This window comes from Amycolatopsis sp. CA-211722, from assembly GCF_056828465.1.
Window position 1 is genome coordinate 3,763,854 of sequence record NZ_CP184752.1, and the last position, 24,333, is coordinate 3,788,186.

At 69.1% G+C, this 24,333-nt stretch carries 17 protein-coding genes; 11 read left to right on the forward strand and 6 right to left on the reverse strand.

The genetic code is table 11. The features are described from left to right. The first annotated feature begins 96 nt into the window (after window positions 1-96). From ACOCEP_RS18450 to fxsT, 5 genes are all read left to right on the forward strand, one after another. Window positions 97-1,131 carry a PucR family transcriptional regulator gene (locus ACOCEP_RS18450; protein ID WP_482338718.1) on the forward strand — a complete coding sequence of 345 codons (1,035 nt, stop codon included), beginning with the start codon at window positions 97-99 and terminating at the stop codon, window positions 1,129-1,131. Window positions 1,132-1,303: 172 nt separating this feature from the next. Beyond that, window positions 1,304-2,020, forward strand: coding sequence for a S1 family peptidase (locus ACOCEP_RS18455; RefSeq protein ID WP_482338720.1), 717 nt, complete (start codon window positions 1,304-1,306; stop codon window positions 2,018-2,020). Window positions 2,021-2,189: 169 nt separating this feature from the next. Beyond that, entirely contained in the window at window positions 2,190-4,004 is a 1,815-nt protein-coding gene (locus ACOCEP_RS18460) for a VMAP-C domain-containing protein (RefSeq protein ID WP_482338722.1), read from the forward strand. Window positions 4,005-4,017: 13 nt separating this feature from the next. Continuing rightward, window positions 4,018-5,100: an AAA family ATPase gene (locus ACOCEP_RS18465; RefSeq protein ID WP_482338724.1), complete on the forward strand. Its 1,083-nt coding sequence runs from the start codon at window positions 4,018-4,020 to the stop codon at window positions 5,098-5,100. Between the two features lies 1 nt (window position 5,101). Continuing rightward, window positions 5,102-9,445 (forward strand): FxSxx-COOH system tetratricopeptide repeat protein, encoded by a 4,344-nt coding sequence (gene fxsT / locus ACOCEP_RS18470; protein WP_482338725.1) that lies wholly within the window; start codon window positions 5,102-5,104, stop codon window positions 9,443-9,445. Between the two features lies 1 nt (window position 9,446). On the opposite strand, the gene ACOCEP_RS18475 is transcribed toward fxsT, so the two are convergent. The 3 genes from ACOCEP_RS18475 to ACOCEP_RS18485 form a co-directional block, all read right to left on the reverse strand. Continuing rightward, on the reverse strand, window positions 9,447-11,264 hold the full coding sequence (locus ACOCEP_RS18475) for an aKG-HExxH-type peptide beta-hydroxylase (protein ID WP_482338727.1): 1,818 nt from the start codon (window positions 11,262-11,264) through the stop codon (window positions 9,447-9,449). Then, window positions 11,264-11,461 (reverse strand): hypothetical protein, encoded by a 198-nt coding sequence (locus ACOCEP_RS18480; RefSeq protein ID WP_192746287.1) that lies wholly within the window; start codon window positions 11,459-11,461, stop codon window positions 11,264-11,266. Before ACOCEP_RS18480 ends, ACOCEP_RS18475 begins: the two co-directional genes overlap by 1 nt. 77 nt (window positions 11,462-11,538) lie before the next feature. After that, window positions 11,539-12,252 carry a Crp/Fnr family transcriptional regulator gene (locus tag ACOCEP_RS18485; protein ID WP_482338729.1) on the reverse strand — a complete coding sequence of 238 codons (714 nt, stop codon included), beginning with the start codon at window positions 12,250-12,252 and terminating at the stop codon, window positions 11,539-11,541. A 185-nt stretch (window positions 12,253-12,437) separates the two neighbouring features. Between ACOCEP_RS18485 and ACOCEP_RS18490 the strand changes: the two genes are divergently transcribed. Both ACOCEP_RS18490 and ACOCEP_RS18495 read left to right on the forward strand, forming a co-directional pair. Continuing rightward, complete coding sequence (locus ACOCEP_RS18490) at window positions 12,438-12,851, forward strand: hypothetical protein (RefSeq protein WP_482338731.1); 414 nt, start codon at window positions 12,438-12,440, stop codon at window positions 12,849-12,851. A 312-nt stretch (window positions 12,852-13,163) separates the two neighbouring features. After that, window positions 13,164-15,695 (forward strand): phosphocholine-specific phospholipase C, encoded by a 2,532-nt coding sequence (locus ACOCEP_RS18495; protein WP_482338733.1) that lies wholly within the window; start codon window positions 13,164-13,166, stop codon window positions 15,693-15,695. Between the two features lie 15 nt (window positions 15,696-15,710). Here the strand turns inward: ACOCEP_RS18495 and ACOCEP_RS18500 are convergent, their stop codons facing one another. Then, a complete protein-coding gene (locus tag ACOCEP_RS18500) occupies window positions 15,711-16,217 on the reverse strand; it encodes a MarR family winged helix-turn-helix transcriptional regulator (protein WP_482338735.1) in 507 nt (168 codons plus the stop codon). A 93-nt stretch (window positions 16,218-16,310) separates the two neighbouring features. Between ACOCEP_RS18500 and ACOCEP_RS18505 the strand changes: the two genes are divergently transcribed. Beyond that, a complete protein-coding gene (locus tag ACOCEP_RS18505; protein ID WP_482338736.1) occupies window positions 16,311-17,213 on the forward strand; it encodes an EamA family transporter in 903 nt (300 codons plus the stop codon). Window positions 17,214-17,370: 157 nt separating this feature from the next. Continuing rightward, on the forward strand, window positions 17,371-18,129 hold the full coding sequence (locus ACOCEP_RS18510; protein WP_482338738.1) for a PE-PGRS family protein: 759 nt from the start codon (window positions 17,371-17,373) through the stop codon (window positions 18,127-18,129). Window positions 18,130-18,174: 45 nt separating this feature from the next. Here ACOCEP_RS18510 and ACOCEP_RS18515 read toward each other — a convergent pair whose 3' ends face one another. Next, complete coding sequence (locus ACOCEP_RS18515) at window positions 18,175-19,392, reverse strand: cytochrome P450 (RefSeq protein WP_482338740.1); 1,218 nt, start codon at window positions 19,390-19,392, stop codon at window positions 18,175-18,177. A 132-nt stretch (window positions 19,393-19,524) separates the two neighbouring features. On the opposite strand from ACOCEP_RS18515, the gene ACOCEP_RS18520 reads away from it, so the two are divergent. Together ACOCEP_RS18520 and ACOCEP_RS18525 are read left to right on the forward strand one after the other, a co-directional pair. After that, window positions 19,525-20,457, forward strand: a complete 933-nt coding sequence (locus ACOCEP_RS18520; RefSeq protein ID WP_482338741.1) for an ATP-binding cassette domain-containing protein — start codon at window positions 19,525-19,527, stop codon at window positions 20,455-20,457. Then, the gene (locus ACOCEP_RS18525) at window positions 20,454-21,197 is read left to right on the forward strand and encodes an ABC transporter permease (RefSeq protein WP_482338743.1); all 744 of its coding nucleotides are present in this window, start codon (window positions 20,454-20,456) and stop codon (window positions 21,195-21,197) included. The genes ACOCEP_RS18520 and ACOCEP_RS18525 overlap by 4 nt, the downstream gene beginning before the upstream one ends. Here the strand turns inward: ACOCEP_RS18525 and ACOCEP_RS18530 are convergent. After that, on the reverse strand, window positions 21,181-24,306 hold the full coding sequence (locus ACOCEP_RS18530) for an AfsR/SARP family transcriptional regulator (RefSeq protein WP_482338745.1): 3,126 nt from the start codon (window positions 24,304-24,306) through the stop codon (window positions 21,181-21,183). The genes ACOCEP_RS18525 and ACOCEP_RS18530 overlap by 17 nt on opposite strands. Between the last annotated feature and the right edge of the window lie 27 nt (window positions 24,307-24,333).

Consider the following 24,333-nt stretch of genomic DNA (forward strand, 5'->3'; position numbering starts at 1 on the left):
GACCACGATCCTTCCGGCTCCTTGGCCGGAGGGCGGCCGCCATCCGTCGCGGGTAACCGGCCCTTCGCGCGACGATCGCCGCGTACGCTCGCGGGTATGGAGGCACTGGCCGCACGGTTGTCGCATCTCGATCCCGACGTCGAGGGCGCGATCCGGGTCGTGATGTTCTACGACACCCTGATGCGGCGGCGGGTCGACCTCCCCGCCCTCGCGCGCGCCACCGCGGGGCTGGCGGCATGCGTGGCGGGGATCCGGCTCCACAGCACGGGACGCACCCTCCGCATGGCTCCCGACGGCCGCGAAGCCGCTCCCGCTTCCGCACCGGCGTCCATCACGATGGCGATCACCCTCGACGACGAGGAGATCGGCACGGTGTGGCTGGAACGCGAGGGAGCACCCGTCGACCTCGACGAAGCGGTGCTGGACCGGCTCGCGATCGCCGTGGCGACGGTCGTCGAACGATACGGGCCCGCGCGGACCACCATGGCCGATCCGGCGCTGGTGGAACTCGTGATCAGCTCCGCCGGCGACGACGCCGCGAGGAGCAGGGCGTTGCGGCTGCTGGGTTTCCCCGCCGACGCGCCGATCAGGGTGGTCGCCGTCCGGTCGGAGCTCCCGCTCGAGAAGATCGGGAGCCGGATCTGCCCCGGCCGCCCGGTGAAGGCCGCGTCCCTCACCGACGTCGGCATCATCCTCGCCACCGCGGTGGACGCGGACCGCTTTCCCGAGGACGTCCGGGCGGGGATCGGTGAGACCGAATGCCCGCACAGGTCCTGGCAGGACGCCAGGACGGCCTTGCGGTTCACGACCGCGCGCCGCCCGGTGATCCACTACGGCGAACTCGGGGCGCTGGCGTTGCTCGCCCGGATCCCGGAGGAGGACACGCGGGCCAACGCCGACGTCGTCGCGATCTCGAAGCTGGCGGCGGATCCCGAGGACCTGCGGACGCTGGACGCCTACTGCGCCACGGGTTCGGTGCGCCAGGCCGCCGATTCCCTGCACCTGCACCACAGCAGCGTCGCGCGACGGCTGACCCAGATCGGCAAGAGCCTGGCCGTCGATCTCACCGATCCGCTCGGGCTGACCAGGGCGAGGCTCGCCCTCACCGCGTGGCGGCTGCTCGGCGAGTGACTACCTAATGATCTTCGCCGGGTACTCAAAGATCGCCGCCGTCCGTCACGGAAATAAATAGGTAGCCCGCGCGAACTTTCGTCGGTTTCCGGGTTCCCTTGGCACGACACAGAATCAGCGCGTTCGTCCCCACTGAAGCGGCCGGATCCCCGCCGCAGAAATGAGTCGGAACATGCGACTGCGCTCTCTTGTCCTGCTCGCCGGCACCGCCTTCATGGCGTTGCTCGGCTCGACCGCCCCCGCCGCGACCGCCGCCGAGCCCTCGGGCGCGCAGCCGATGATCATCGGTGGCCAGTACGCGCAGAGCGGTCCGTGGGCGGCCCGGCTGTTCGTGAACGGCCAGCAGAACTGCAGCGCGACGATCATCGCGCCGCAGTACATCCTGACCGCCAAGCACTGTGTCGCCGGCAGCGGCAGCTACACGTTCCGGATCGGCAGCCTCGACCAGCAGAGCGGCGGCACCATGGCCACCGCGGCGAGCATCACCCGCCACTCGGGCGCGGACCTCGCCATCGTCCGGCTGACCAGCTCGGTCAACGCCACCTATGCGCCGCTCGGCACCACGAGCAACGTCGCGGTCGGCCAGAACGTCCAGGTCTACGGCTGGGGCGCGACCAGCCAGTGCGGTTCGGAGATCAACTGCCAGTCCCGTTACCTGAAGGTCGCCACCGTCCGGGTCAACTCGGTCAACTGCAGTGACTACAACGGCGGTGTCGCGGTCTGTGCGAACCGTGTCGACGGTATCACCGCGGGCGGTGACTCGGGCGGCCCGATGTTCTCCGGCGGCCGCCAGGTCGGCGTCGCTTCGACCAGTGACCGGTCGAACAACACCGCCTACACCAACATCACCCGTTACCGCAGCTGGATCCAGCAGATCGCCGGCGTCTGACCGCTCGTGAGTGGTAAGGACGGTTCTAACCGTCCTTACCACTCACGAGACCTAGCACGCTCCCGCCGCCCCCTATTTGTCAAATGACAATCACCCTCTAGGCCGATCGACGCGATAATGTGGCGGTCGGCGCCGGTTGGTCGGCGCCATGGACCTTGGGAGGGGGCCAGTGGCGCGACCGACGCGGGCTCTCGACCGCACGATCGTCGTGGTGGACGTCGTGGGGTTCACCGCGCCGGATCGCAACCCGCTCGACAGGCTCGCCGTCCATCAAGGCATGTACGAAGTGCTGAAGACGGCCTTCGCCGACAGCGGCATCGACTTCGATTCCTGCGCGCACGAAGATCGCGGAGACGGCGTACTGGTCCTTCTGCCACCAGGAACGACGAAAAGCCTCGTCGCCGACCTGCTGCCGGACCGGATCGCGGTCGCGCTCCGCCGGTACAACCACACGCGGACACCGCAGGCGCAAATGCGGCTCCGGGTGAGCCTCAACTCCGGCGAAGTGATCGACGACGGCAACGGGTGGGTCGGTGAAGCGGTCGACATCGCCTTCCGCATTCTGGACGCGCAACAGGCGAAGGACGCGTTCGCGGAATCCGGCCGGATGATCGCGTTCATCTGTTCGCAGCGTTTTTTCACCGACGTCATCGAAAAGGATCCGGGCCTGTTGCCCGAGTCGTACCATCCGATACCCGTTTCGGTGAAGACCTTCACCGGAACGGCTTATCTGCGACTGCACGGAGAAGTCACCGTGGCGGTCGCCGGATCTCCTGAGCCGGCGGTGGTGGTGGCCGCCGAAGACCTTTTCCTGGCCGATCTGAACAGTGCCGTTCTCGATTTGGTCCCCCGCAAGGATCTGGTCGGCCTGCACCGGCGGCTGATCGGGCTGGAAGTCCCCCATCTGGCGGTTCTGGTGAGCCGCGCGCTCGGCCCCGCGGTCCCGTTGCCGCGGCTGGAAGGCGTCACCGACGCGTGGGGCGCTTTCCAGTTGCTCGCCGACTTCAACGCGGGCCCGGACGGTGTGCCTCCGGCAATCACCTTCCTGGTCCTCCTGGCGGAAAACGTGGTGGGCGAGCCGGCGGCCATGATCGCGAGCTGGATCGGTGACCAGGCCCGGTCACTGCGGCTCGGCCCCGCCCTCGTGCACCAGCGGCAGAGCAGGCCGCCGATCCCGGAGCGGCCCCACCTGCATCTGATGATCATGCTCGAACCGGTTTCCGGGGATCCGACTCGGTGCACGCTCGCCTTCTGGCGGCAGGACGATCCGGAGGTTTGGCCGCCGTCGCTCGGTGGAGTGCGCGAAATCGGGATAGACGAGGTCGAGTTCAGGGTCGACGACGTCATCTTGGAGACTGAAGGAGTCTGGTCCGGCCAGAGCGTGTCGGCGTCGGTGGAATTCCTGCTGCCGAGGACGTTGATCAATTTGCCCGTGCAGCGCTGGGCGAAGGAACATGAGACCGGCCATCCCCAGCCGTTGCGCTACGGGTACCGGCTCGGAATACGGTCGTTGGAGAGGATGCGGGCGAAGCATTGGCATCGCGCATGGCACGTTCGCTGGGATTCGATGGTGAAGGACCCCGCCGCCGACCGGCTGCACTATTCCGGCCGCGCGGAGTTCGAGGATCACCCGATCGACGCCATCCTCAGCGACGATCACTGGGTCGGTCTGGTATTGGCGAAACCCCCGGCGCCCCAAGCGGAACGGGGCGGCGCGCCGGACGAACTGACGAGCGCGCTCCGCAGCGGGCTTCCGGTGGTGCTCTGGCATCCGGACGCCGAGCCGGAGAACCTGCGCGAGTTGCTCGACTGGGTATTGGCCGCGGACAGCGGTTTTATCGAACTCCCGGATCGTCGCAAACTGGCGAATTCGGGTGCGGCGGTACCGTTCAAGAATTCTCTGGCTCACGATCTGGTGGTAATGTGGGACGACCCGAAACGTGTGATCGTTCTGGACCAGCCGTTGATCCCGACTCGACTGTAAGGGGACGCCGCGGATGAGCGGGAACGATCAGGACGCGGCCGTGAGCGGCCGGACGCCGCATATCGACGCACCCGATTGGTGGATCTACCGGGGCACCGGCAGGCCCATTCACGACATCGATCTCGCGCAGCTGCTGCCGGCGCCGCCGCCGTGGCGTTCGTATCGCGGAGACCCGCCACCGGAGAACGACGTGCCGCCGCCGGATGACGGCGAAGCGGAGCGCCGTCTCGGCACCGCGTTCACGCTTTCGGAGCTGACCGTCGACGCCGGCCAGCTGAACATGGTCAACGCCGCCCTGTTCCTGCGCCGTCCGTTGCTGGTCACCGGAAACCCGGGCACCGGGAAGTCCAGCCTCGCGTACCGGATCGCCAGGGAGCTCGGCCTCGGCAGGGTGCTGCGCTGGGCGATCACCAGCAACACCGCGCTGGGTTCGGGGCTGTACGGCTACGACGCGATCGGCCGGGTCCAGGCCGCGGCGACCAGCCAGGCGCAGCGCGGCGGCGAGGCGGAAGAGCCGCCGATCGGTGATTTCGTCCGCCTCGGCCCGCTGGGCACCGCTTTTCTCCCGAGCAGGCTGCCGCGGGTACTGCTGATCGACGAGCTGGACAAATCCGAGGCGGATCTGCCCAACGATCTGTTGTCGATCTTCGAAGACGGCGAATTCACCATCGAAGAATTGGCGCGCGTGCGCAACCGGCAGCCCGAAGTCACCGTGCACACCGCCGACTCGCAGCGCACCGCGATGGTCCGGGACGGCCGGATCGCCTGCCACGCCTTCCCGATCGTCATCATGACCAGCAACGGGGAACGCGAGTTCCCGCCCGCCTTTCTGCGTCGCTGCCTGCAATTGCGGATCGAGAACCCGGACGAGGAGCAGCTCGCCGCGATCGTGGCCGGCCATCTGGTCGGCGAGAACGGCGAACACCGGGACAGGCTCATCCGGGAATTCGCCGAACGGAGCAAGGCGGAAGGCGGTCTCCCCACCGACAGACTGCTCGACGCCGTCTATCTCGCGACGTCGGGCGCGTACCAGCCGGATCAGGAGGCATGGCCGCGGCTGGTGGACGCCCTCTGGCAACGACTGACGGTGCGGTGACATGGCCGGGCCGGGCGGTGTGTCCGACTCGCGTTCCGCCTCGGTGGCGGAGCGGATCGCGTTCGAGGACCTGAGCTGGACGGACGTGGCCGACATCGTATGGCTGGCCGCGGCCATTTCGCCGCGGCGGACGGTCGAGGAAGCCGATCCGGCCGACGAGCCTCCGGAGAAAGTGCGGATCCGCAACGCGCCAGCCGAACGTGGGGAAGGCCTGGAACCGCCGGAGCCACGGCCGTCCAGGATCGCGGACGCCGGGGCGCCCGCCGAGGACGAAGGCCGGGTCGTCGCGATCGAGGCCGTGCGCGGGGAGCTGCCCGAACCCGCGGTGGACGGCACCGGGCCCGGGGGAGTGGTACTCCTCGAATCGCTGGAGTACTTCCGCGCGCTGAGATCGCTGAAACGGGAGACGGTCTCGCGGCGACACAACAACGTGGTCCTGGACGAAGTGGCGACCGCCGTCCGGGTCGCGGAGACCGGCCGGTGGTGGCCGGTCACCCGATCGAGAAAAGAGCGCTGGCTCGACCTGACGCTCGTCCTCGACAACGGTCCCTCGATGGCCTTGTGGCGGCCGAGGGTGTCGGCGTTCGTCGAACTGCTCCGGCAGGTCGGTGCCTTCCGCACCATCCAGGTCCGGCTGCTGGAAACCGCGAAGGACAACGAAGACGGCCTCGTTCTTCGTGGTGGCACGCCGGGCGCGCCCGCCCGTGACCCGGACGAGATCCTGGATTCTTCGGGGCGGCGGGTCGTCTTGCTGGTGACCGACGGGGTCGGGGATGCCTGGCAGCACAGGGACGCGCTGTACCCGATGCTCGCCCGATGGGGCAGAAGGATGCCGGTGAGCGTCGTCCACCTGTTGCCGCCCTGGCTGTGGGGCCGGTGCGGGATGGAGCCGCACAAGGCGTCGCTCTGCGTCCCGAACGCGTTGGCGCCCAACAGCCGATGGGGTTACGACCTCGCGGACGCCTGGCTCGAACCCGGCGCGGAAACGCCCGGCCACGTAGTCCCCGTGCCGGTGCTCGAACTGCGGCCGCGGTCGATGGGCTGGTGGGCCGGACTGATGACCGGCGAAGACGCCGGCGCCGCCGAAGGAACGGTCATCCTCGCCACGGAACGGATTTCCGATTCCGCCGCCCGGCCGGTGACTTTGTCACCCGCCGAAAGAGTGCACAGATTCCGCAGTGTTGCGTCGCCGCCGGCGCTACGGTTGGCGCAGTTGCTCGCGGCGGTACCGGTCCGGCTCGACGTCGCGAAGCTGGTGGGACAACGGTTCGTGCCGGAAGCGGGTGTGGAGCACCTCCTCGAACTTTTGCTTTCGGGGATGATGTACGCTCCCGCACTCAGGGAGGGTGAGTCCACTTGGGACACCGACGGGGTCTTCGCTTTTCCCGAGGCAGTCCGGGAATTGCTGCTCAGCGGCGCGCGACGGTCGGAAACGGCCAGCGTCGTCCGAGTGGCCGCCACCCATTTCGGTGACCGGATCAGGTTGCTCGGTCACCTCCGGGACGCCATCGCCGACCCGAACAACACACCGGATCCAGACCTCACCCGCGAGTCCCCGGCCGATGTGGAATTGGAAGGCGCGCTCATGCGCGCGCTTTCCGGACCGTACCTGTCCCGGGCCGACCGGCTGCGGAACGCGGTACGAGGCCGGGGTCTCGCCGAATTCGACTCTGAATCACTAAAGAAGGCTGTGAGCACACAAATGCCTGAGACGGCCGAACGTCGACCTGCTTCGACACCTGTGCCACAGGGACGCTCGACTCATCTCAGCGAGTCCGACGCGAACGAACCGACGACCAGGATCGTCCATCCTTCGGCGGCGGACAGTTCCCGGCATTTCCCCGACCGCCAGCCCGAAGACCCGCCGCTCATCTTCGGGAACGTACCGCCGCGGAACCCCAATTTCACCGGCCGCGACGAACTGCTCGACCAGCTCACCAAACGGTTGAGCAGCGGTACCACCGCCGTGCTCCCTTCGGCGCTGCACGGTCTCGGCGGTATCGGCAAGACCCAGATGGCCACCGAGTACATCTACCGGCACCTCCATGACTACGACCTCGTCTGGTGGATCGACGCCGCGCACACGACCCAGATCCGCGCCGGTCTCACCGAACTCGCCACGATGCTCGGCCTGCAGGGCGCGGCCGAGGCCAGCGTCGCGGTCCCGGCGGTCATCGAGGCGCTTCGGACCGGACGGCCGTTCCGCCGCTGGCTCCTGGTCTTCGACGCCGCGGAGAGCCCGGACACCGTACTGCCGTTCTTCCCGCGCAACGGTCCGGGCGAAATCCTGATCACCTCGCGGAACTCCGACTGGGCGGGCATCGCGCGCCCGCTGGAACTGGCGGTGTTCAAACGCGAGGAAAGCGTCGAGCTGCTCGGCCGCCGAGGTCCGGAGATCGACCCGGACGACGCCGACGAACTCGCCGAAAAGCTCGGCGATCTACCGTTGGCTGTGGAACAGGCGGCGGCCTGGCGCGCGGTGACCGGGATGCCGGTGCAGGAGTATCTGCGCCTGTTCGACGAGTCGGTCGAGGAAATCCTCGACACCGCCTCGGCCCCCGACAACGAGGTGTCCGTCGCCGCGGCCTGGAACGTTTCGTTCGAGGAATTGAAGACCCGCAACCCCGCCGCGCATCAGATCCTGCACATCTGCGCCTTCTTCTCGCCGGAGCCGATTTCGCGTGATCTGCTCACCGGGGTCAACCGAGTGTCGATCTCCCCGGAGCTCGACGCGGCCCTGCGCGATCCGATCAAGCTCGCGCGGGCCATCCGGGACATCAACCGGTACGGCCTCGCGAAGATCGACCACGGCAACAACACCCTCCAGCTGCACCGGCTCGTCCAGCTGGTCCTGCGCAACCGGGTCATGGCCCGGCAGGTGCACGCGCGGATGCAGCACGGTGCCCATCAGCTGCTGGCCGCGCTGGATCCGAACGACCCCGAGTCGAGCAGGCACTGGGCGCGCTACCGCGAACTGCTGCCGCACGCCTACGCGGCGAACGTGCTGGACTGCGACGACGACTGGCCGCGTCAGCTCTACATCAACCTGATGCGCTATCTGTTCGAGTACGGCGACCACGAGGAGGCCGCCCGGCTCGGTCTCGAAGCGCGGAAGCGGTTCACCGACGCCCTCGGCCCGACACATCCGCAGACTCTCGAAGTCTCGTCGAGGCTGGGGCTCTATCTGTGGGCGATCGGCCGGTACTCCGAAGCCGCGGAGCTCAATCAGCGCACTCTCGCGCTGCGCCTTCAGGTGTCCGGCGAGGAGAACGAGGAGACGTTCGCACTCCAGCGGAACATCACGATCGACCTGCGGGCGCAGGGCGACTTCGCGGCGTCGACCGAACTAAGCGAAGAGGTCTACCAGAAGTCCAAGCGCATGTTCGGCGAGGACGACCCGGAGACCCTCAACGCCGCGTACCAGCACGCCATCAGCCTCCGGTTGGCCGGCGCCTACCGCGCCGCCGCGGAACTGGACCAGGAGACCCTCCGGCGCCGGATCGAGGTCCTCGGCCGAGATCACGTCCGCACCTTCAGCGTCAACGCTTCCTTGATCGTGGACCTGCGCGAGGCGGGGGACTACGGCCAGGCCCGGGTGCAGCAGGAAAGGCTCACGGAGAATTTCCACGCGCGCTTCGGCCTGGACCAGCTGGACAGCGCGACCCATTCGTTCCTGCTTGCCGTGACCCGGCGGAAGGACGGCGACCATCCGGGCGCGCTCGGCTTGTCCACGGAAGCCCTCAAGAGATTCCGGCTCGCCTACGGTGACGACCACTCCGTCACGATGGGCTGTGCTCTCGCCCATTCGCTCGATCTTCGTCACTCGGGTGACTTGGCCGCGGCCAAGCGGCTCGGTGAGGAGACCTTCGAGCGATACCGGAGCGGGCTCGGCGAGCATCACCCGCACACCCTCGTCGCCAATGTCGACCTGGCGGTCACCTTGCGGCTCATGGGCGACGTCGAGGGCGCCCGCATCCTCGACGAGCGCGCCCTCGAGCAGTTCCGGGCAGGCATCGGCCCGGACCACCCCTACGCCGTCGCGGCCACGATCAACCTGGCGAGTGATCTGGCGGCACTGGGTGAGTTCGACCGGGCGGTGGAACTGGGACGGGACGCGGTCGAGCGCGGTACGCAGGTGCTCGGCGAAGATCATCCGACGGTACTGGCGGCGTCCTTCAACCTCGGACTGGATCTGGCCGCGCTCGGGCGGACGGACGAGGCCGCACCGTTCCGCGACCCGATCCTGGTGCGGTACCGCAGGGTCCTCGGTGAGGCACACCCCGGAACGCAGGCGGCGGGCCGTGGTGCCCGCGCCAACTGCGACATCGACCCGATCCTGATGTGAGTCAGCCCGGAACGAGTTGCCCGATCCAGGCGGCGAGCTGTTCCACGGTCGGTGGTCGTGGAACGGCTCGCAAGAGCCGATGTACGGCCCGGACGAGTTCGGGGCAGTGCAGCAGGGCGCGGGCGGCGGGATGCGGGCCTCGGGCGGCGAGCGCGAGGCCCAAGCCGACCAGGGAATTCGGCCGGTCGGGATCCGTGGCGAGTTCCCGCCGGTAAGCCTGGATCGCTTCGAGGAAGTCGCCCGCGGTGTAGGCGAGATCCGCGGCGGTGGCGCCAGGTACCGCCGGCGCTCGGCCGTCCGGCGAGAGCGTCGTACCGCCGACGGCCAGCCTGATCAGATCCGTTCTGGCGTGGGACCAGGCTCCGTCCGGTACCGGCGTCGGGGGTAGGTCCGGGGCGTCGAGGGTTATCGGTGGCCTCGGTCGTCCGGCGAGCCAGGCCGCCGCCAGTTCGGTGACCACGGACGGCTCCGGCCGAAGGTGACGGACCCGCCAGCCGGCGAGGTGATCCCGGCCGGCGGCCGCGGCCAGTTCGCCGGCCTCCGCCGGTACGGGTTCGGCCTGCCAGGGGCCGAGGCGTTCGGCGATGTCATCGAGGAACCGGCGCCCGGCGCCGGTCAAGGTCGAGTCCGCGCGCAGGACCCGCAGGGTGCGCCACGTCTGCTCGCGCCAGAACGCGAACTCGAAGCCTGAGCGCCGAGGGCATTCACCGGCTTGTGCCAGTGCACGCCAGAACGCGGTGACCCCGAAGAACGCGTAGACCCCTTGCAGGGCACCGCTCACGGGCCGTGGATCATCCCGCCAGGTCACGTAGATCCGTTCACTGGGATCCGGCTCGTACAACTCGACCAGATGCAGCAGCCCGCCGAGCACGATGTGCTGGAACTCGTGAATCAAGGACTCCGCGAGGGACGCGCCGTCGGCGGGCAGGCCGACCACCGCGCTGCCGAACGCCTCCCCGGTCGACGCGCTCGGATTCCGGAAGAGCACCTGGGGTTTCGGTACCAAGGACGCGAGCCCCATGGGCATGATGCGGGCCAGGCCGGGGAGATGGGCGGCGATCAGGCGGCAGGCCTCGTCGATCAGCCGTTGCCAATCCGCCAATTCCCTGTCCGGCACCCTTTCGGGTGGGATCGGTTCGTAAAGTCCGCGGTAGGGGTCGAGATCGTCCAGCAACAGGGAGAACCGGTGTGGGCCGACGTGGCTCCGCACCCGGCGGATTCCCCACCAGCCCGGGGCGTCGGCGTCGGGTGAGCCGGGCAGGCTGACCGTCGTTTCGGCGTTCGAGACGAGGTAGTGGCCTTTCTCGGCTCGCACGATGGCTGAGGAAAACGCCACGGTGCCAGGAAATCTGGCCATGCCGAGGGAGGGGAGCATGGCGTTGCCGTGCCAGGCCGGGATGGTGGTTTCGAAGTCGAGCTCCGCGCGGATCGCCGCGGCCGCCGCGATCGCATGCGCGTGGCCCAGATGCATCCACAAAGGACCGACGCCGTCGATCCCGTCGCGCAGCAGACGAGTCGTGTAACCCGCCCAGCTTCCCGTGTACGGGTTGCTGAGCATCCGGTTCACCGCGCGAGGTGCTCGTGCTTCGGCACGTGCGAGGAGTTCCCAAGCGGAATCCAGCGGAGGCAGGGGACCCGAATGGCCCGGTAGCTTCGTGGCCTCGGTCAGCAACGCGTGGATCAGCAGCTTGCGACGGCTTCGCTCGGCCCGCCGCAACCGCCGGGCCATGTCCTCGTCACCGTCGAGGCGCGCCAGCGCGTCGAAGTCCCGCCATGACAACCGGTGGAACGCGGGGCGAGTCTCGGCGGGCGGCGGCATCAGTCGATGCGCTCGCCGCCCGAACCATTGCTGCTTCTGTAGCGCGCGTGGAGACGTCGGGTGCGTTCGACGACGTGGAGCGCGGATTGGCGGAAGGCTTCGTCGTCCAGCTCCCGTAGCGCGGTGAAGGAGACCGCGTCGAGATCGATCAACGCCGATTCGATGTCCGGTTCGGTGCTCGCCGAGAAAGAACTCATCGTGCCGATTCCCTCCACCCCGTGAAACGGTTGCGAGAGTTGAACCTCGACAAGGATAGCCGAGATTTCGTGACCGATCAGGCCTCGGCGGGCGGTGGTGGCCGCCCGGCCGCCAATTCCCGCAATGCGCGAGGGCGGGTGATCGTGACGCGCTGACGTGCGGTGCGTACGACTCCCAGCCGCCGGAGTTCTTCGAGTCCCCGGATCAGGGTGCTGCGCGAAACACGCGCGAAGCCCGCCAATTCCCCTTGGTTGAACCGGAGATCGACCTGGCGGCCGTCCGTCCAGTCGACGGCGTGTTGCAGCGCGAGCTCCAGGAGGACCGCGGCGAGGCGTTGCGGGAAGTCCGGGCCGCCCGCTTCGAGCCGAAGCCTGTCGGATTGCTGCAGCCGGATCGCCGCGGTGCGGAAGATCTCTTCGGCGATTCGCGGCCGGTCTCGCAGGACGCCGAGGAACTTCTCCCGCGGCACGACGAGGGTGCGCACCTCGTCGATCGCCGACATGGTGGCGGACCGGGGGAGGCCGCTGATCGGGGCCAGTTCGCCCACGATCTCCGCCGGGCCGCGGGCGGCGAGCGGCGCGTCCTCGCCGCGATAGTTGGTGGCGCTGATCTTCACCCAGCCGTCGAGGACGACGAACATGCTGGTGGGCGGGCTGCCCTGGAGGGCGAGGATCTGGCCGGGCCGCCACACCTTCACGTGGCCTGCCTGCCGGAGGGCGGACTGCTCCGCGGGGGTCAACCGGCCCCAGGTTCCGAAGCCCCCGTGGTCACCCGTTGCGGAACCGGTCATCCTGGCCCTCCGGATCGCGGGGGGCCGGATTCGCGCTGTGTTCCATTTGACGCATCAGCCACTCCCCCGACTCGTCAGCATGGTCAGTGGGCAGAACGACCCGGAAGTTTCGCACCGCAACCGGCAATTGTGCCAGGCACGGGGTGACTTCACCAGGCCTCGGGCAGGCGACGGGGGAGGATGTCATGCGCAGCGCCGAAAGTGTCATGGGACGGCCGAAGGATCACCGGCGTGCGCCGGCCGTACCGAATCCGCGGACGCCCAAGGCGTTCGGCCGAAGACCGGCCTTCTTCGCGCCGCACCCGCCGCTGATGTCCGGCGGGTGGTATCAGGGCGACGACGAAGAGGTCGTCGGCCCGGGGCGGTATCCGGTTCCGCGTCCGCCCGCCAAATCGGTGAAGGTGGCGTTGGCGTGGGTGCTCTTTCTCGGCCCTTTGGGATTTTGTTACGTGTCACCCGTCGGCGGGCTGATCGCGACGGCGGCTTCGGTCACGGCGATCACCTTCGGCGGGTTCTCGCTGCTGGCCGCGATCTGGCCCGTCGTCATGGTGCTCGCGGTGGCGGCGTTGTCCGGCCGTCCGGACGGCGACACGAAATGACGTCCGCCCGGTTCCGGGCCGGATGAACCGGGTGGGGGACGCTCAAGGGGGGCGTCCCCCACCACGGTTTCCGCGCGGTTTCGTGTGACCGGATGGCCGACACGTCTGATCACGCGGGTCGGCCGGTTATGTCACCTCGGGCAGGGGAGCGGAACGGCTACGAAAGTCGTGTCTTGCTGCTCCGATCATGCAGCCCGCGGGCGGAACCCTTGAACCCGTCAGGTGCCTATGCTTCTATCTGCTCGATAGTCGCTGAAAAGGTGCAGTTTCGAACACTGTCGACCGGGTTCAACGCCACTCCGGGAGGGCTCCGTGCGTCGTCGTACCCTGCTGAAGGCCGCTGGCGCGGCTTCCGCCTTCACCTTGCTGCCGGCGAGCGTCCGGCAGGCGCTCGCCGCCGACGCGCCGACGGGCGGGCTCGACGTCATCGAGCATGTCGTCGTGTTCATGCAGGAGAACCGGTCGTTCGACCATTATCTGGGGACACTGCGCGGAGTGCGCGGTTTCGCTGACCCGGCCGCCATCAGGCTGCCGTCCGGAGCGTCGGTCTTCCAGCAGCCGGACGGCGCGGGAACGCTGCTGCCGTACGCCATCGACGACCAGTTCATGGCCGACGTCGACCACAGCTGGTCCGGCGGGCACCGGGCGTGGAACAAGGGCCGTCACGACGCGTGGCGCGCGGCCAAAGGGGTTCGCTCGCTGACCTATCACCGGCGTTCGGCGTTGCCGTTCTACCACGAACTGGCCGACGCGTTCACCGTCTGCGATGCCTACCACTGCTCGGAAATGGGACCGACCAACCCGAACCGGATGTACCTGTTCACCGGCAAACTCGGGTTCGAACCGGACGGCAAGACCCGCGCGATCGGCAATGACGCCTGGCAGAACCCGGGGCACACCGGCTACACCTGGAAGACCTACGCCGAGCGGCTCCAGTCCGCGGGCCGAAGCTGGCGGGTCTATCAGGAATGGGACAATTACGGCGACAATTCGCTGGACTATTTCAGCGGTTTCCTCGCCGTCGGCACCAAGGCCTTGTCGAAGGTGAAGGACTCCGCGGGCAAAGCGTTCCCGAAGCTCGAATACTTCTACTACGCCCTGGATTCGGCCTCGGCCGCCGAACGGGCCCGGCTGCTCGACGGCCTGGCCGCGGGCGTGGCCACGTTGACCGCGACCGAGCGCGCGCTCTACGACCGGGGTCTGGCCAGGGTCGCGCCGAAGCAGTTGCCGGTCGCCTTCAAGGCCGATGTCGACGCGGGCAGGCTGCCGTCGGTGTCGTGGATCGTCGCGCCGGAATCGCAGACCGAGCATCCCGCGTGGGGACCCAACACCGGGGCCGAACTGGTCAAGTCGATCCTCGACACCATCGCTTCCCGACCCGGCGTGTGGAACAAGACCCTGTTCCTGCTCACCTACGACGAGGACGGCGGCTTCTTCGACCACATGCCGCCGCCCGCGCCGCCTGCCACGGCCGACGAGGGCAAGAGTTCCGTGGACACGGCCGACGAATTCGTCTCCGGCGAACCGATCGGGCTGGGGGTGCGGGTGCCCATGTTCGTCATCTCGCCGTGGAGCCGGGGCGGGAAGGTGTGCTCGGAGGTCTTCGATCACACCTCCGTGCTGCGCTTCCTGGAGCAGTGGAGCGGTGTCGCCGAGCCGAACATTTCGCCGTGGCGGCGCACCGTGTGCGGCGACTTGACCTCGGCGCTGGACACCACCGCGCCGAACGCGACCTACCCGGCGCTGCCCGCGCCGGTGCCGACGAGCGGGCCGTGGAACACCCAGCCGCAGCCGCCTTCCGTGCAGAAGCTCCCGGTTCCGGAGACCGGCGTCCGGCCCGCGCGGCCCTTGCCCTATCAGCTGACGGTTTCCGGGCGGGTGACGGCCGAGCGGTTCTGGATCGACTTCGCCAACACCGGGACCGCGGGCGCTCATTTCTACGTGTACGCCAACGCGCACCGGACCGACGGGCCTTGGCGCTACACGCTCGGCGCGAACGCGACGCTCTCGGACTACTGGCAGGTGGGTACGCCGGACGGCGCCTACGACCTCACCGCGCACGGCCCCAACGGTTTCCTGCGGCGGTTCGCGGGCAACCGGATCACCGCGACCACCGGTGGCGCACCGAATCCGGAAGTGGTGCTGCGGCAGGGATCCGGCGTCGTGTACCTGCGGATGACCAATGCCGGCGCGGCGTGCGAGCTGACCGTGCGCACCGGCAACCGGGGTGGCGGACCGTGGACGTACACGGTCGCCCAAGGCGCGACGGTCGAGGACTGGTTCAGCACCGAAGGCGGCATGGGCGGCTGGTACGACCTGACCGTCCAGGGGCCGGACGGCTTCCTTCGCCGCTTCGCGGGACATGTCGAGACGGGCGCCGAGACCATCAGTGACCCGGTGATGGGTTCCGGGCCGCTCGCCGCCACCGTCCGCTCGGTCGACAGCCAGGAGACCGCGGGCGAATCCGGCGCCGCCGCGAACGCCGTCGACGGGAACCCCGCCACCCACTGGCACACCAAGTGGTCCGGCGGGGAAGACCCGCTGCCCCACGAGATCCAGCTCGATCTCGGCGCCGCCCGCACCGTCACGGGCCTGGCCTACCTGCCGCGTCAGGACGGTTCCGCCAACGGCCGCGTCGGCGCGTACGAGGTCCATCTGAGCGCCGATGGGTCGGCTTGGGGAAGTCCCGTGGCCACGGGCACCTTCGCCGACGACGCCGCCCGGAAGACACTGCGGTTCTGGCCTGCCCGGGCGCGCTTCGTGCGGTTCCGCGCCCTCACCGAGGCGGGCGGGCGCGGCCCGTGGACGGCCGCGGCGGAGGTCGTCCCGCTCGGCTGGACGTGACCCGAACCGGAACGCTCACTCCAGTGACGTGTCGCCGAAGTGTTCGAGCAGCAGTCGCAGGCCGCCGATCAGTTCGGCCCACTGCGCCGGTTTCAGCTCGGGCAGGAGGGCGGCTTCGTTCTCCAGGTGGAGCACGAAGACCTCGTCGACGACTTCGCGGCCCTTGGCGGTCAGCCGGATCTTGACCGAACGGCGGTCGTCGCTGTCGCGCACCCGCTCGACCAGCCCCTTGGCTTCCATGCGGTCGATCCGGTTCGTGATGGCCCCCGACGTGACCATCGCCGCCTTGAGCAGCGCGCCGGGCGTCAGGCCGTCGGCTTCGCCTGATCGGCGGAGGGTGGTGAGCACGTCGAACTCCCACGACTCCAGGTCGTGCCGCGCGTTGAACTCCTTGAGCTTGCGGTCGAGGATCCGGGAAAGCCGCTGAACCCGGCCGATCACTTCGGCGGGCCAGAGCTTGTCTTCGAGATCCGGCCGCTCGTGCCGCCACAACGCGATCACCGCGTCCACCGCGTCGGCCATGACATCCTCCGATCGTCTCAACGTTAAGAGACTTGACATTGACAGAAGTCGCTGGTGTTATCTCAACGTTGAGATTATCAGTGAGGAGACATCATGGCGATCATCGCCGAACGGCCGGTCGTTCCGGCCGGGCAGACCGCGAAACCCACGCTGCGGGACGCCGGGCTCGCCGCGCTGGCACCGGCCAGCTGGGGCACCGTGTACGTCGTCACCGCGACCCTGCTGCCCCCGGACCGGCCCCTGCTGGCCGCCGCGCTGCGGGCGCTCCCGGCCGGGTTGCTCCTGCTGGCGCTGACCAGGCGGCTCCCGCACGGATCCTGGTGGTGGAAGACGACGGTGCTCGGAACGCTGAACTTCGGCGCCTTCCTGCCGTTGATCTTCTTCGCCGCGTATCGCCTTCCCGGCGGTGTCGCCGCGACCCTCGGTGCGCTCCAACCACTGTTGGTCGCCTTGCTCGCGCTGCCGATGCTCCGCGTCCGGACACCGGCGCCGATCCTGTTCGCCTCGATCGCCGGTGCCGGTGGGGTCGCCCTGCTGACCCTTACGGCGGAAGCCCGCCTCGACCCGCTCGGCCTGGCCGCCATGTTCGCCGCCGTCGGGCTCATGGCCGTTTCCCTGATCCTGACCAAGAAATGGGGCCGCCCCGAGCATCCGCTGGCGATGACCGGCTGGCAGCTGACCCTCGGCGGGGTCGTCCTGGCCCCGGCGACGCTGCTTTTCGAAGGCCTCCCGGACTCGTTGACGACCGCGAACCTGCTCGGCTACGCCTACATCGGCATCGTCACCACCGCGCTGGCGTACCCGCTGTGGTTCCGCGGTATCGACCGGCTCGCGCCGGCGTCGGTCTCGCTGCTGACGCTGACCAATCCACTCGTCGCCACGGCCGCCGGATTCGTGGTGCTCGGCCAGACCCTCACCGGCTGGCAGCTCACCGGATTCGCCATCGCCCTCACGGCTTTGACGCTCAGCCAGACCCTCGCCCGCCCCAAGAACTGAGGGAGCGATACCCGAAGGTATAGCCGCGCTGCTCCACGCTGGTACGAAAGGGACGCGGTCGCGAACGCAGCGGAGTCTTATCGCGCCCGATCGTGCACTATCGGCCGGTGAATCACGCATTCCAGACTGGGAGTCCGGCGGAAAACCAGGAGGAATCATGACCGAGACCGTGACCACCCACAGCTTCGAAGCCGTTGAGGGAGAACAGAAACAGGAACTCCAGGTCCCTCATGACGCGAAGCGTGGCCGGTTCAAACTGCGCGGAGGGCAAGGAGGACACGGCAACGCGGATTCCGGCGGTCCCGGTCACGGGGCGGAAGTCGAGGCGACGGTGCCGGTCAAAGGCGGCGAAACACTGATGGTCGAGGTCGGGAAGCAGGCGGGGAGATCCGGCGGTACCGGATTCACCCACGGCGGGAGAGGCGGCTCCGGGGAAACCGATTCGGGCCGCAACGGCGGTGGCGGTGGAGGATCCAGCGCGGTCTGCCGCGGCTCCGTGCCCTTGATCGTGGCCGGTGGCGGAGGCGGGGCCGGCGGCGGATCGCTGGTTGGCCGCGGTGGCGACGGCGGCGCGGGGGACGTGAAGCCGCACAACGGCGACAAAGGCGAACGCGGAACGCTCGGTGTGGGCGGCGACGGCGGAGGCGGCGGAACCGCGAAGGCGTCCCAGGGCGACAACGGACAGGGCGCGCCCGGAGCGTCGACGGCCGGGGGCGGCGGGGGCGGCGGCGCGGGTTACGCGGTGAAGGGCGGCGGCGGAGGCGGGGGCGGCAAGTCGGGCACCAACGATTCGGCCGGAGGCGGCGGTGGCGCCGGCGCTTCCTACTACGTCGAGGGCGCGGTCGACGCGTCGATCCGCAAGACCGGTGCGAAGGGGCACGGAAAGGTCGAAGTGCTGGAGTGGCTCAAGAATTGAGCGTGAGGACGGCCCTCCCGGTCGGCGGGAGGGCCGTCCTCCGGCCTATTCCGTCCAGGTGACCGGCAACTCGTGGACGCCGTAGATGTTCATGTCGGTCTTGAGCCTGACCTCGTCCGCGGGGACGGCGAGCGCGAGCGTCGGGAAGCGGCGCAGCAATCCCTCGAAACCCGCCTTCATCTCGATCCGCGCCAGCTGCTGGCCGAGGCACTGGTGGACGCCGTGCCCGAAGGACAACAGGCCACGGGCGTTGCGGTGCAGGTCCAAGGCATCGGGGTCGTCGAACCGCCGCGGGTCACGGTTGGCGGCCAGCAGCGAGATGATGACGGTCGATCCGGCGCGGATCGTTTCCCCGCCGAGTTCCAGATCTTCCGTGGCGTAGCGGAAGAAGATGTCGGCGACGGACAGGTAGCGGAGCATTTCCTCGACGGCTCCGGGCAGAAGCTCCGCATCGGCACGCAGTTCGGCCAACTGTTCCGGGTGCTCCAGCAGCGCGAAGGTACCGAGCGACAGCATGTTCGCGGTGGTTTCGTGGCCCGCGAGCAGCAGCAGGAACGCGGCGCCCGCCAGCTCCTCGATGGTGAGGTCTTCGTGGCGGCCGAGGTCGGACAGGATGTCGTCGCCGGGCGTCTCGCGTTTGCGGGTGACCAGTTCGGTGAGGAACGTGTTCATCCCGATGAACGCGGCCATCTTCTCCTCCAGCGTCTGGTCCCTGACCATGAGCTGCGCGGAGTTGGCCTGGAAGCCTTCCCGGTCCTCGTAGGGGACGCCGAGCAGTTCGCAGATCACCAGCGACGGCACCGGCAGCGCGAACTCCTTGACCAGGTCGACCGGCGGGACCAGCGCGGCCATCGCGTCCAGCTGCCGTTCGGTGACCTCGACGATGTGCTCTTCGAGCTGCTTCATCCGCTTGACGGTGAAGGCGCCGGTGAGCCGCTTCCGCAACCGGCCGTGGTCCGGCGGGTCCATGGCGACGAACATGCCCGGCATCGGCGGGGACGGCTCGGTCTGGACGGGCATCCCCGGCGTCTCGTAGGGCGCGTGCAGGATGCCGATGTCCTGTCGCGAGCTGAACCGGGTGTCGGCCATCAGTTGCCGGACCTCGTCGTAGCCGGTGACGAGCCAGCCCTCGTGACCGTCGGGGAAGACCATGGGACTCACCGGGCGGGCATCGCGCAGCCGGGTGATCTCGCTGGGCGGGTCGAAGGGCCCGGCGTCGCGGTCCATCGGGAGGCCCTGCGGGACGGGAACCGTCTGAGTCATCGCTTCGCCTTTCGTGGTGGTTGTGCCACCACTGTGCCCGCGAGTACTGACATCGGGCTGACACGGCGCTGACACGACCCGTGTCAGCGCCGTGGCGGGGGCGTGTCAGCGCGCCCGCCCAGAGTGGTGCCCATGACAGACACAGCGATCGCGGTCTCGGGACTGCGAAAGACCTTCGGGGACAAGGTCGTGCTCGACGGTATCGACCTGGAAGTCCCCGCCGGCACCATTTTCTCCCTGCTCGGCCCGAACGGGGCGGGGAAGACGACGACGGTGAACCTGCTGACCACGTTGATGAAGTCCGACGGCGGGACGGCGAAGGTGGCCGGCCACGACCTCGTGACCGAGGCCAAGGCGGTGCGCGCGTCGATCGGGGTCACCGGCCAGTTCGCGGCGGTGGACGAACTGCTGACCGGCCAGGAGAACCTGCAGCTGATGGTGGACCTGAGCCGGGGCACCGCGGGCAAGCGGGTCGTGGCCGATCTGCTGGAGCGGTTCGACCTGGTGGAGTCGGCGCGGAAACCGGCGTCGACCTACTCGGGCGGCATGCGCCGGAAACTGGATCTGGCGATGACGCTCGTCGGCGATCCGCGGATCATCTTCCTCGACGAGCCCACCACGGGACTGGACCCGCGCAGCCGCCGCACGATGTGGTCGATCATCCGCGAACTCGTGGACGGCGGCGTCACCGTCTTCCTCACCACCCAGTACCTCGAGGAAGCCGACCAGCTCGCCGACCGGATCGCGGTCCTCGACCAGGGCCGCCTGGTCGCGCAGGGCACGCCCGACGAGCTCAAGCGCCGGATGCCCGGAACGCATGTCCGGCTGCGGTTCACCACCGTCGCCGAACTCGACGCGGCCGCGCGGATCTTCCCCGGCGCCACCCGCGACGACGAGTCGCTCGCCCTGCGGGTCCCCAGCGACGCCGGGACGAAATCCCTGCGCTCGCTGCTGGACCGGCTCGACGAGTACGCGGTCGCCGCCGAAGAGTTCTCCGTCCACACCCCTGATCTCGACGACGTTTTCCTCGCCCTCACGGGCCACAGCACGGAGGCAGTGAAATGAAATCCGCGTCCACGGTGATGTTGCGCCGTAACTTCAAGCACCTCGTCCGCAACCCGACCTCGGTGTTCAACGCGATCCTGATGCCGGTCGTGATGATGCTGATGTTCGTGTACGTGTTCGGGGACGCGTTCAGCGTCGGCGTCGATTACGTCGACTACGCGACGCCGGGGTTGATGCTGCTGGCCGTCTGCTACGGGCTCGGCGCGACCGCGACCGCGGTGAACTCCGACATGACCAAGGGCATCATCAACCGGTTCAAGGTCATGGACGTCTCCCGCGGCGCGGTGCTGACCGGGCACGTCGTCACCAGCGTGCTGACGAATCTGCTCGCCATCGCGGCACTCACCGGGGTGGCCTTCCTGCTCGGCTTCTCCCCGGCGGCCGGTTTCCTCGACTGGCTCGGTGTCGTGGGGATCGTCGTCCTGCTCGGTTTCGCGGCGGCCTGGCTCACGGTCGCGCTGGGCCTGGCGGCGAAGTCGCCGGAAACCGCCGGGATGGCCTCGGTGCCGCTGGTCATGCTGCCGTTCTTCAGCAGCGCGATCGTGCCCGCCGAGAAGATGGGGCCGGGGCTCCGCGAGTTCGCGGAATACCAGCCCTTCACACCGATCATCGAGACCCTGCGCGGGCTTCTCACCGGGCAACCGGCCGCGGGCGACGTGCTCCCCGCGCTCGGCTGGTGCGCCGGGATCGCGCTCGCCGGATACCTGTGGGCGTCCTCGACGTTCAAGAAGCGAGCGTGACCTCGGCCAGCCGCTTCCAGTCCGCATCGGTGCCTTCTCGCGCCGCCTCCGCGAATTTCGCTTCGCCGAGGCGGCGCAGCACCGTCTCCTCGATCCGGGCGACGTCCGGACGGGACCGGTCCGGCAGCCCGCGCAGTTCGTCGGCCGCCCCGAGCAGCCGTGCGGCCTGCTCGGGATCGTCCTGGCGCAGCGCCAGATCCGCGATCCCGACGAGCACGTGGGCGATCAAGGGCTGGTACTGCACTTCACGCGCCGCCTGATAGGCCGATTCCCGGTGTTCACGGGACCGGTCGAGATCGTCGGTGAAGTAGCCGCGAAGGTCGTGGGTGATGGCGCGGACGTGTCCCAAGCCCGCTTCGTCGCCCATTACGGTCGTCGCGAAGTCGAGCTGCTTCGCCGCTTCCTCGGCTTCGCCACGCCAGTGGAGGAGTTCCGCCTGGGAGAGGGCGAACATGCCCAGGGCACCCGGCCAGGTGACCCGCTCGGCACGCCGCTCCGCATCGGCCGCGGCGGCCGCGCTCGCCTCCTCGTCGCCCATCAGCCAGAACAGCTGTGCCTGCCGCGACCGCAGCCGGATCAGGTCCTCGACGGAACCGACCTCGGTCACCACCGTGACCGCCTGTTCGTAGTACTCGCACGCGGTGGCGAACTCGCCGCGCGTGGCGATCCGGTCCGCCAGTTCGGTCAGGGCGAACGAGATCCCGAACCGTTCGCCGATGGCCCGGAACTCGGCGAGCGCCCGCTCGAGATACTCGTCCGCCTCCCGGCCGGGATGGCCGAGCGAGGCCCGCATCTTGCCGAGGTGCAGCCTGCCCAGCGCGCGGACCCAAGGGTTTTCGTCCGACAGCACCGGTTCCCACGCGGACAGCGGTTCGTCCCCGGCCAGCATGCGTTCCAGCGGGACGACGAGCCCCAGCAGCGGATGCTTCTTCTCGGTGCGGGTGCCCAGCCGGTACGACTCGTGGATCCATTTCGCCGCGGTGTGCTCGTCGGCGAAACCGGAGCTCACGAACAGCGAGACGAGCCCGTACACCACGGCCGCGACGTCGTCGGACACCTCACCCGGTGTCTTGACGGCCGCGCTGACCAGCTCCATACCCTCCGTGCGGTGCCCGCTGAGCCACCAGTACCAGCCGCAGGCCGCCGCCAGCCGCATCGCCTCCGGGCCCTCGCCCGCGGTGAGGGCGCCGCGCATCGCGGAGGTGATGTTGTCGTGCTCGGCCTTGAGTTTGGCGAGCCATTCCAGCTGCTCGGCGCGGCGGAGCATCGGCTCCGCGGCCTCGGCGAGCTCGGTGAAATAGGCGAGATGCGCGTGCCGCGCCACCACCGTTTCGCCCGCCTCGGCGAGCCGTTGCGCGGCGTACTCCTTGATCGTGCCGAGCATCCGGTAGCGCGGCGCTTCGTCGCCCGCCGCGACCAGCAGCGACTTTTCGGTCAGCGTGGTGAGCAGTTCGAGGACCTCGTACTGCTCGACCGCCTCGCTGACGCAGACCCGCTCGGCCGCTTCGAGGCTTGCCCCGCCCGAGAACACCGAGAGCCGGCAGAGGACCGTCCGTTCGGCGTCGGACAGCAGTTCCCAGCTCCAATCGACCATGGCGCGCAGCGTCCGGTGCCGGGGCAGCGCGGTCCGGCTGCCGCCGGTCAGCAGGCGGAACCGGTCGTCGAGCCGGTTCGCGAGCTGCTCGATGGACATGGTGCGCAGCCTCGCCGCGGCCAGTTCGATCGCCAGCGGCATCCCGTCCAGGATCCGGCAAACCCGCGCCATCGTGGCGAGAGTGGTGTCGTCGGCCGAGAAATCCTTGTGCACCGCGCTCGCCCGGTCCCGCAGCAACCGGACTGCGGGGGAGGCTTCGATCTCGGCGGGGCCGTCGTGCCGGTCCGGTACGGCCAGCGGTACGACATGCCACAACGTCTCGCCGGTGATCCCGAGCGGCTCCCGGCTCGTCGCCAGTATCCGGAGACGGCGGCATTCCCCGAGCACGCGATGGGCGAACGCCGCGGCCGCCTCGATCACGTGCTCGCAGTTGTCGAGGATCAGCAGAACCTCGCGGTCCCGGATCGCGGCGACGACCCGTTCGACGGGTTCCGCGTTCGACGAGTCGCCGAGCAGGGCGTCCCGCAGCCCGAGCGCGGCGAGCGTCGCCTGAGCGACATCGTCGGCCGGGCCGATGGCGGCGAGTTCCACCAGCCACGCCCCGTCCGGCAGATCGCCGAGCAGGGTGCGCGCGGTTTCGGTGGCCAGCCTGGTCTTCCCCGAACCGCCGGGACCGAGCAGGGTGGTGAGCCGGTGCCCGGCGACGAGGTCGCGGACCTTGGCGACGTCGGCGTCCTTGCCGACGAAGCTGGTCAGCTCGGCGCGCACGTTGGTCTTGCGGTTCTCTTCGCGCCGTCCCAGCTCGCCCCGCAGCAGCGCGACATGCACCGCGGACAGCTCCGGCGACGGATCGACGCCGAGCGCGTCGGCCAGTGCTTCCCTCGTGCGCTGGTACACGAGGAGCGCTTCGGTGTCGCGGCCCGTCGCCGCGAGGGCCCGCATCAGCGCGGCGACGAGCCGCTCGCGCAGCGGGTGCGCGGCCACCAGGTCGGTCAGTTCGGTGACCAGTTTCGCGCCGTGGCCGAGGTCGAGTTCGGCGGCGAATCGATCCTCCAACGCCGTCAGGCGAAGCCCTTCCAGCCGGGTGACCGCCGCGTCGAAGGCGTCGCTGTCCTGCAGGCCGACGTCCTGCATGGCGGCGCCGCGCCACAGGGCCAGGGCCTCACGCAGCCGCCTCGGCTCCTCGTCGCCGCGGGCCTGGCCGACGAGACGCTCGAACCGCACGGCGTCGACGTCGTCGGGCGACACCTTCAGCCGGTAGCCGTCCGTCTGTCCCTCGACGGCCCCGTCCGGCAGTACTTTGCGCAGCCGGGAAACCAGGCGCTGCAAGGCGTTCGTCGCGTCGGCGGGCGGCTGTTCGCCCCAGATCCAGTCGACGAGCGTCGCCTTCGGGACCACGCGGCCCGGCTCGAGCGCGAGGGCGATCAACAGCCCGCGCAACCGCGCGCCCGGCACGTCGGCGATACCGCCGTCGTCCGCGCGCACCTCGAAGGGCCCCAGTATCCCGATCCGCATTGGGCCGATTTTGCCACGGGTGAGCTG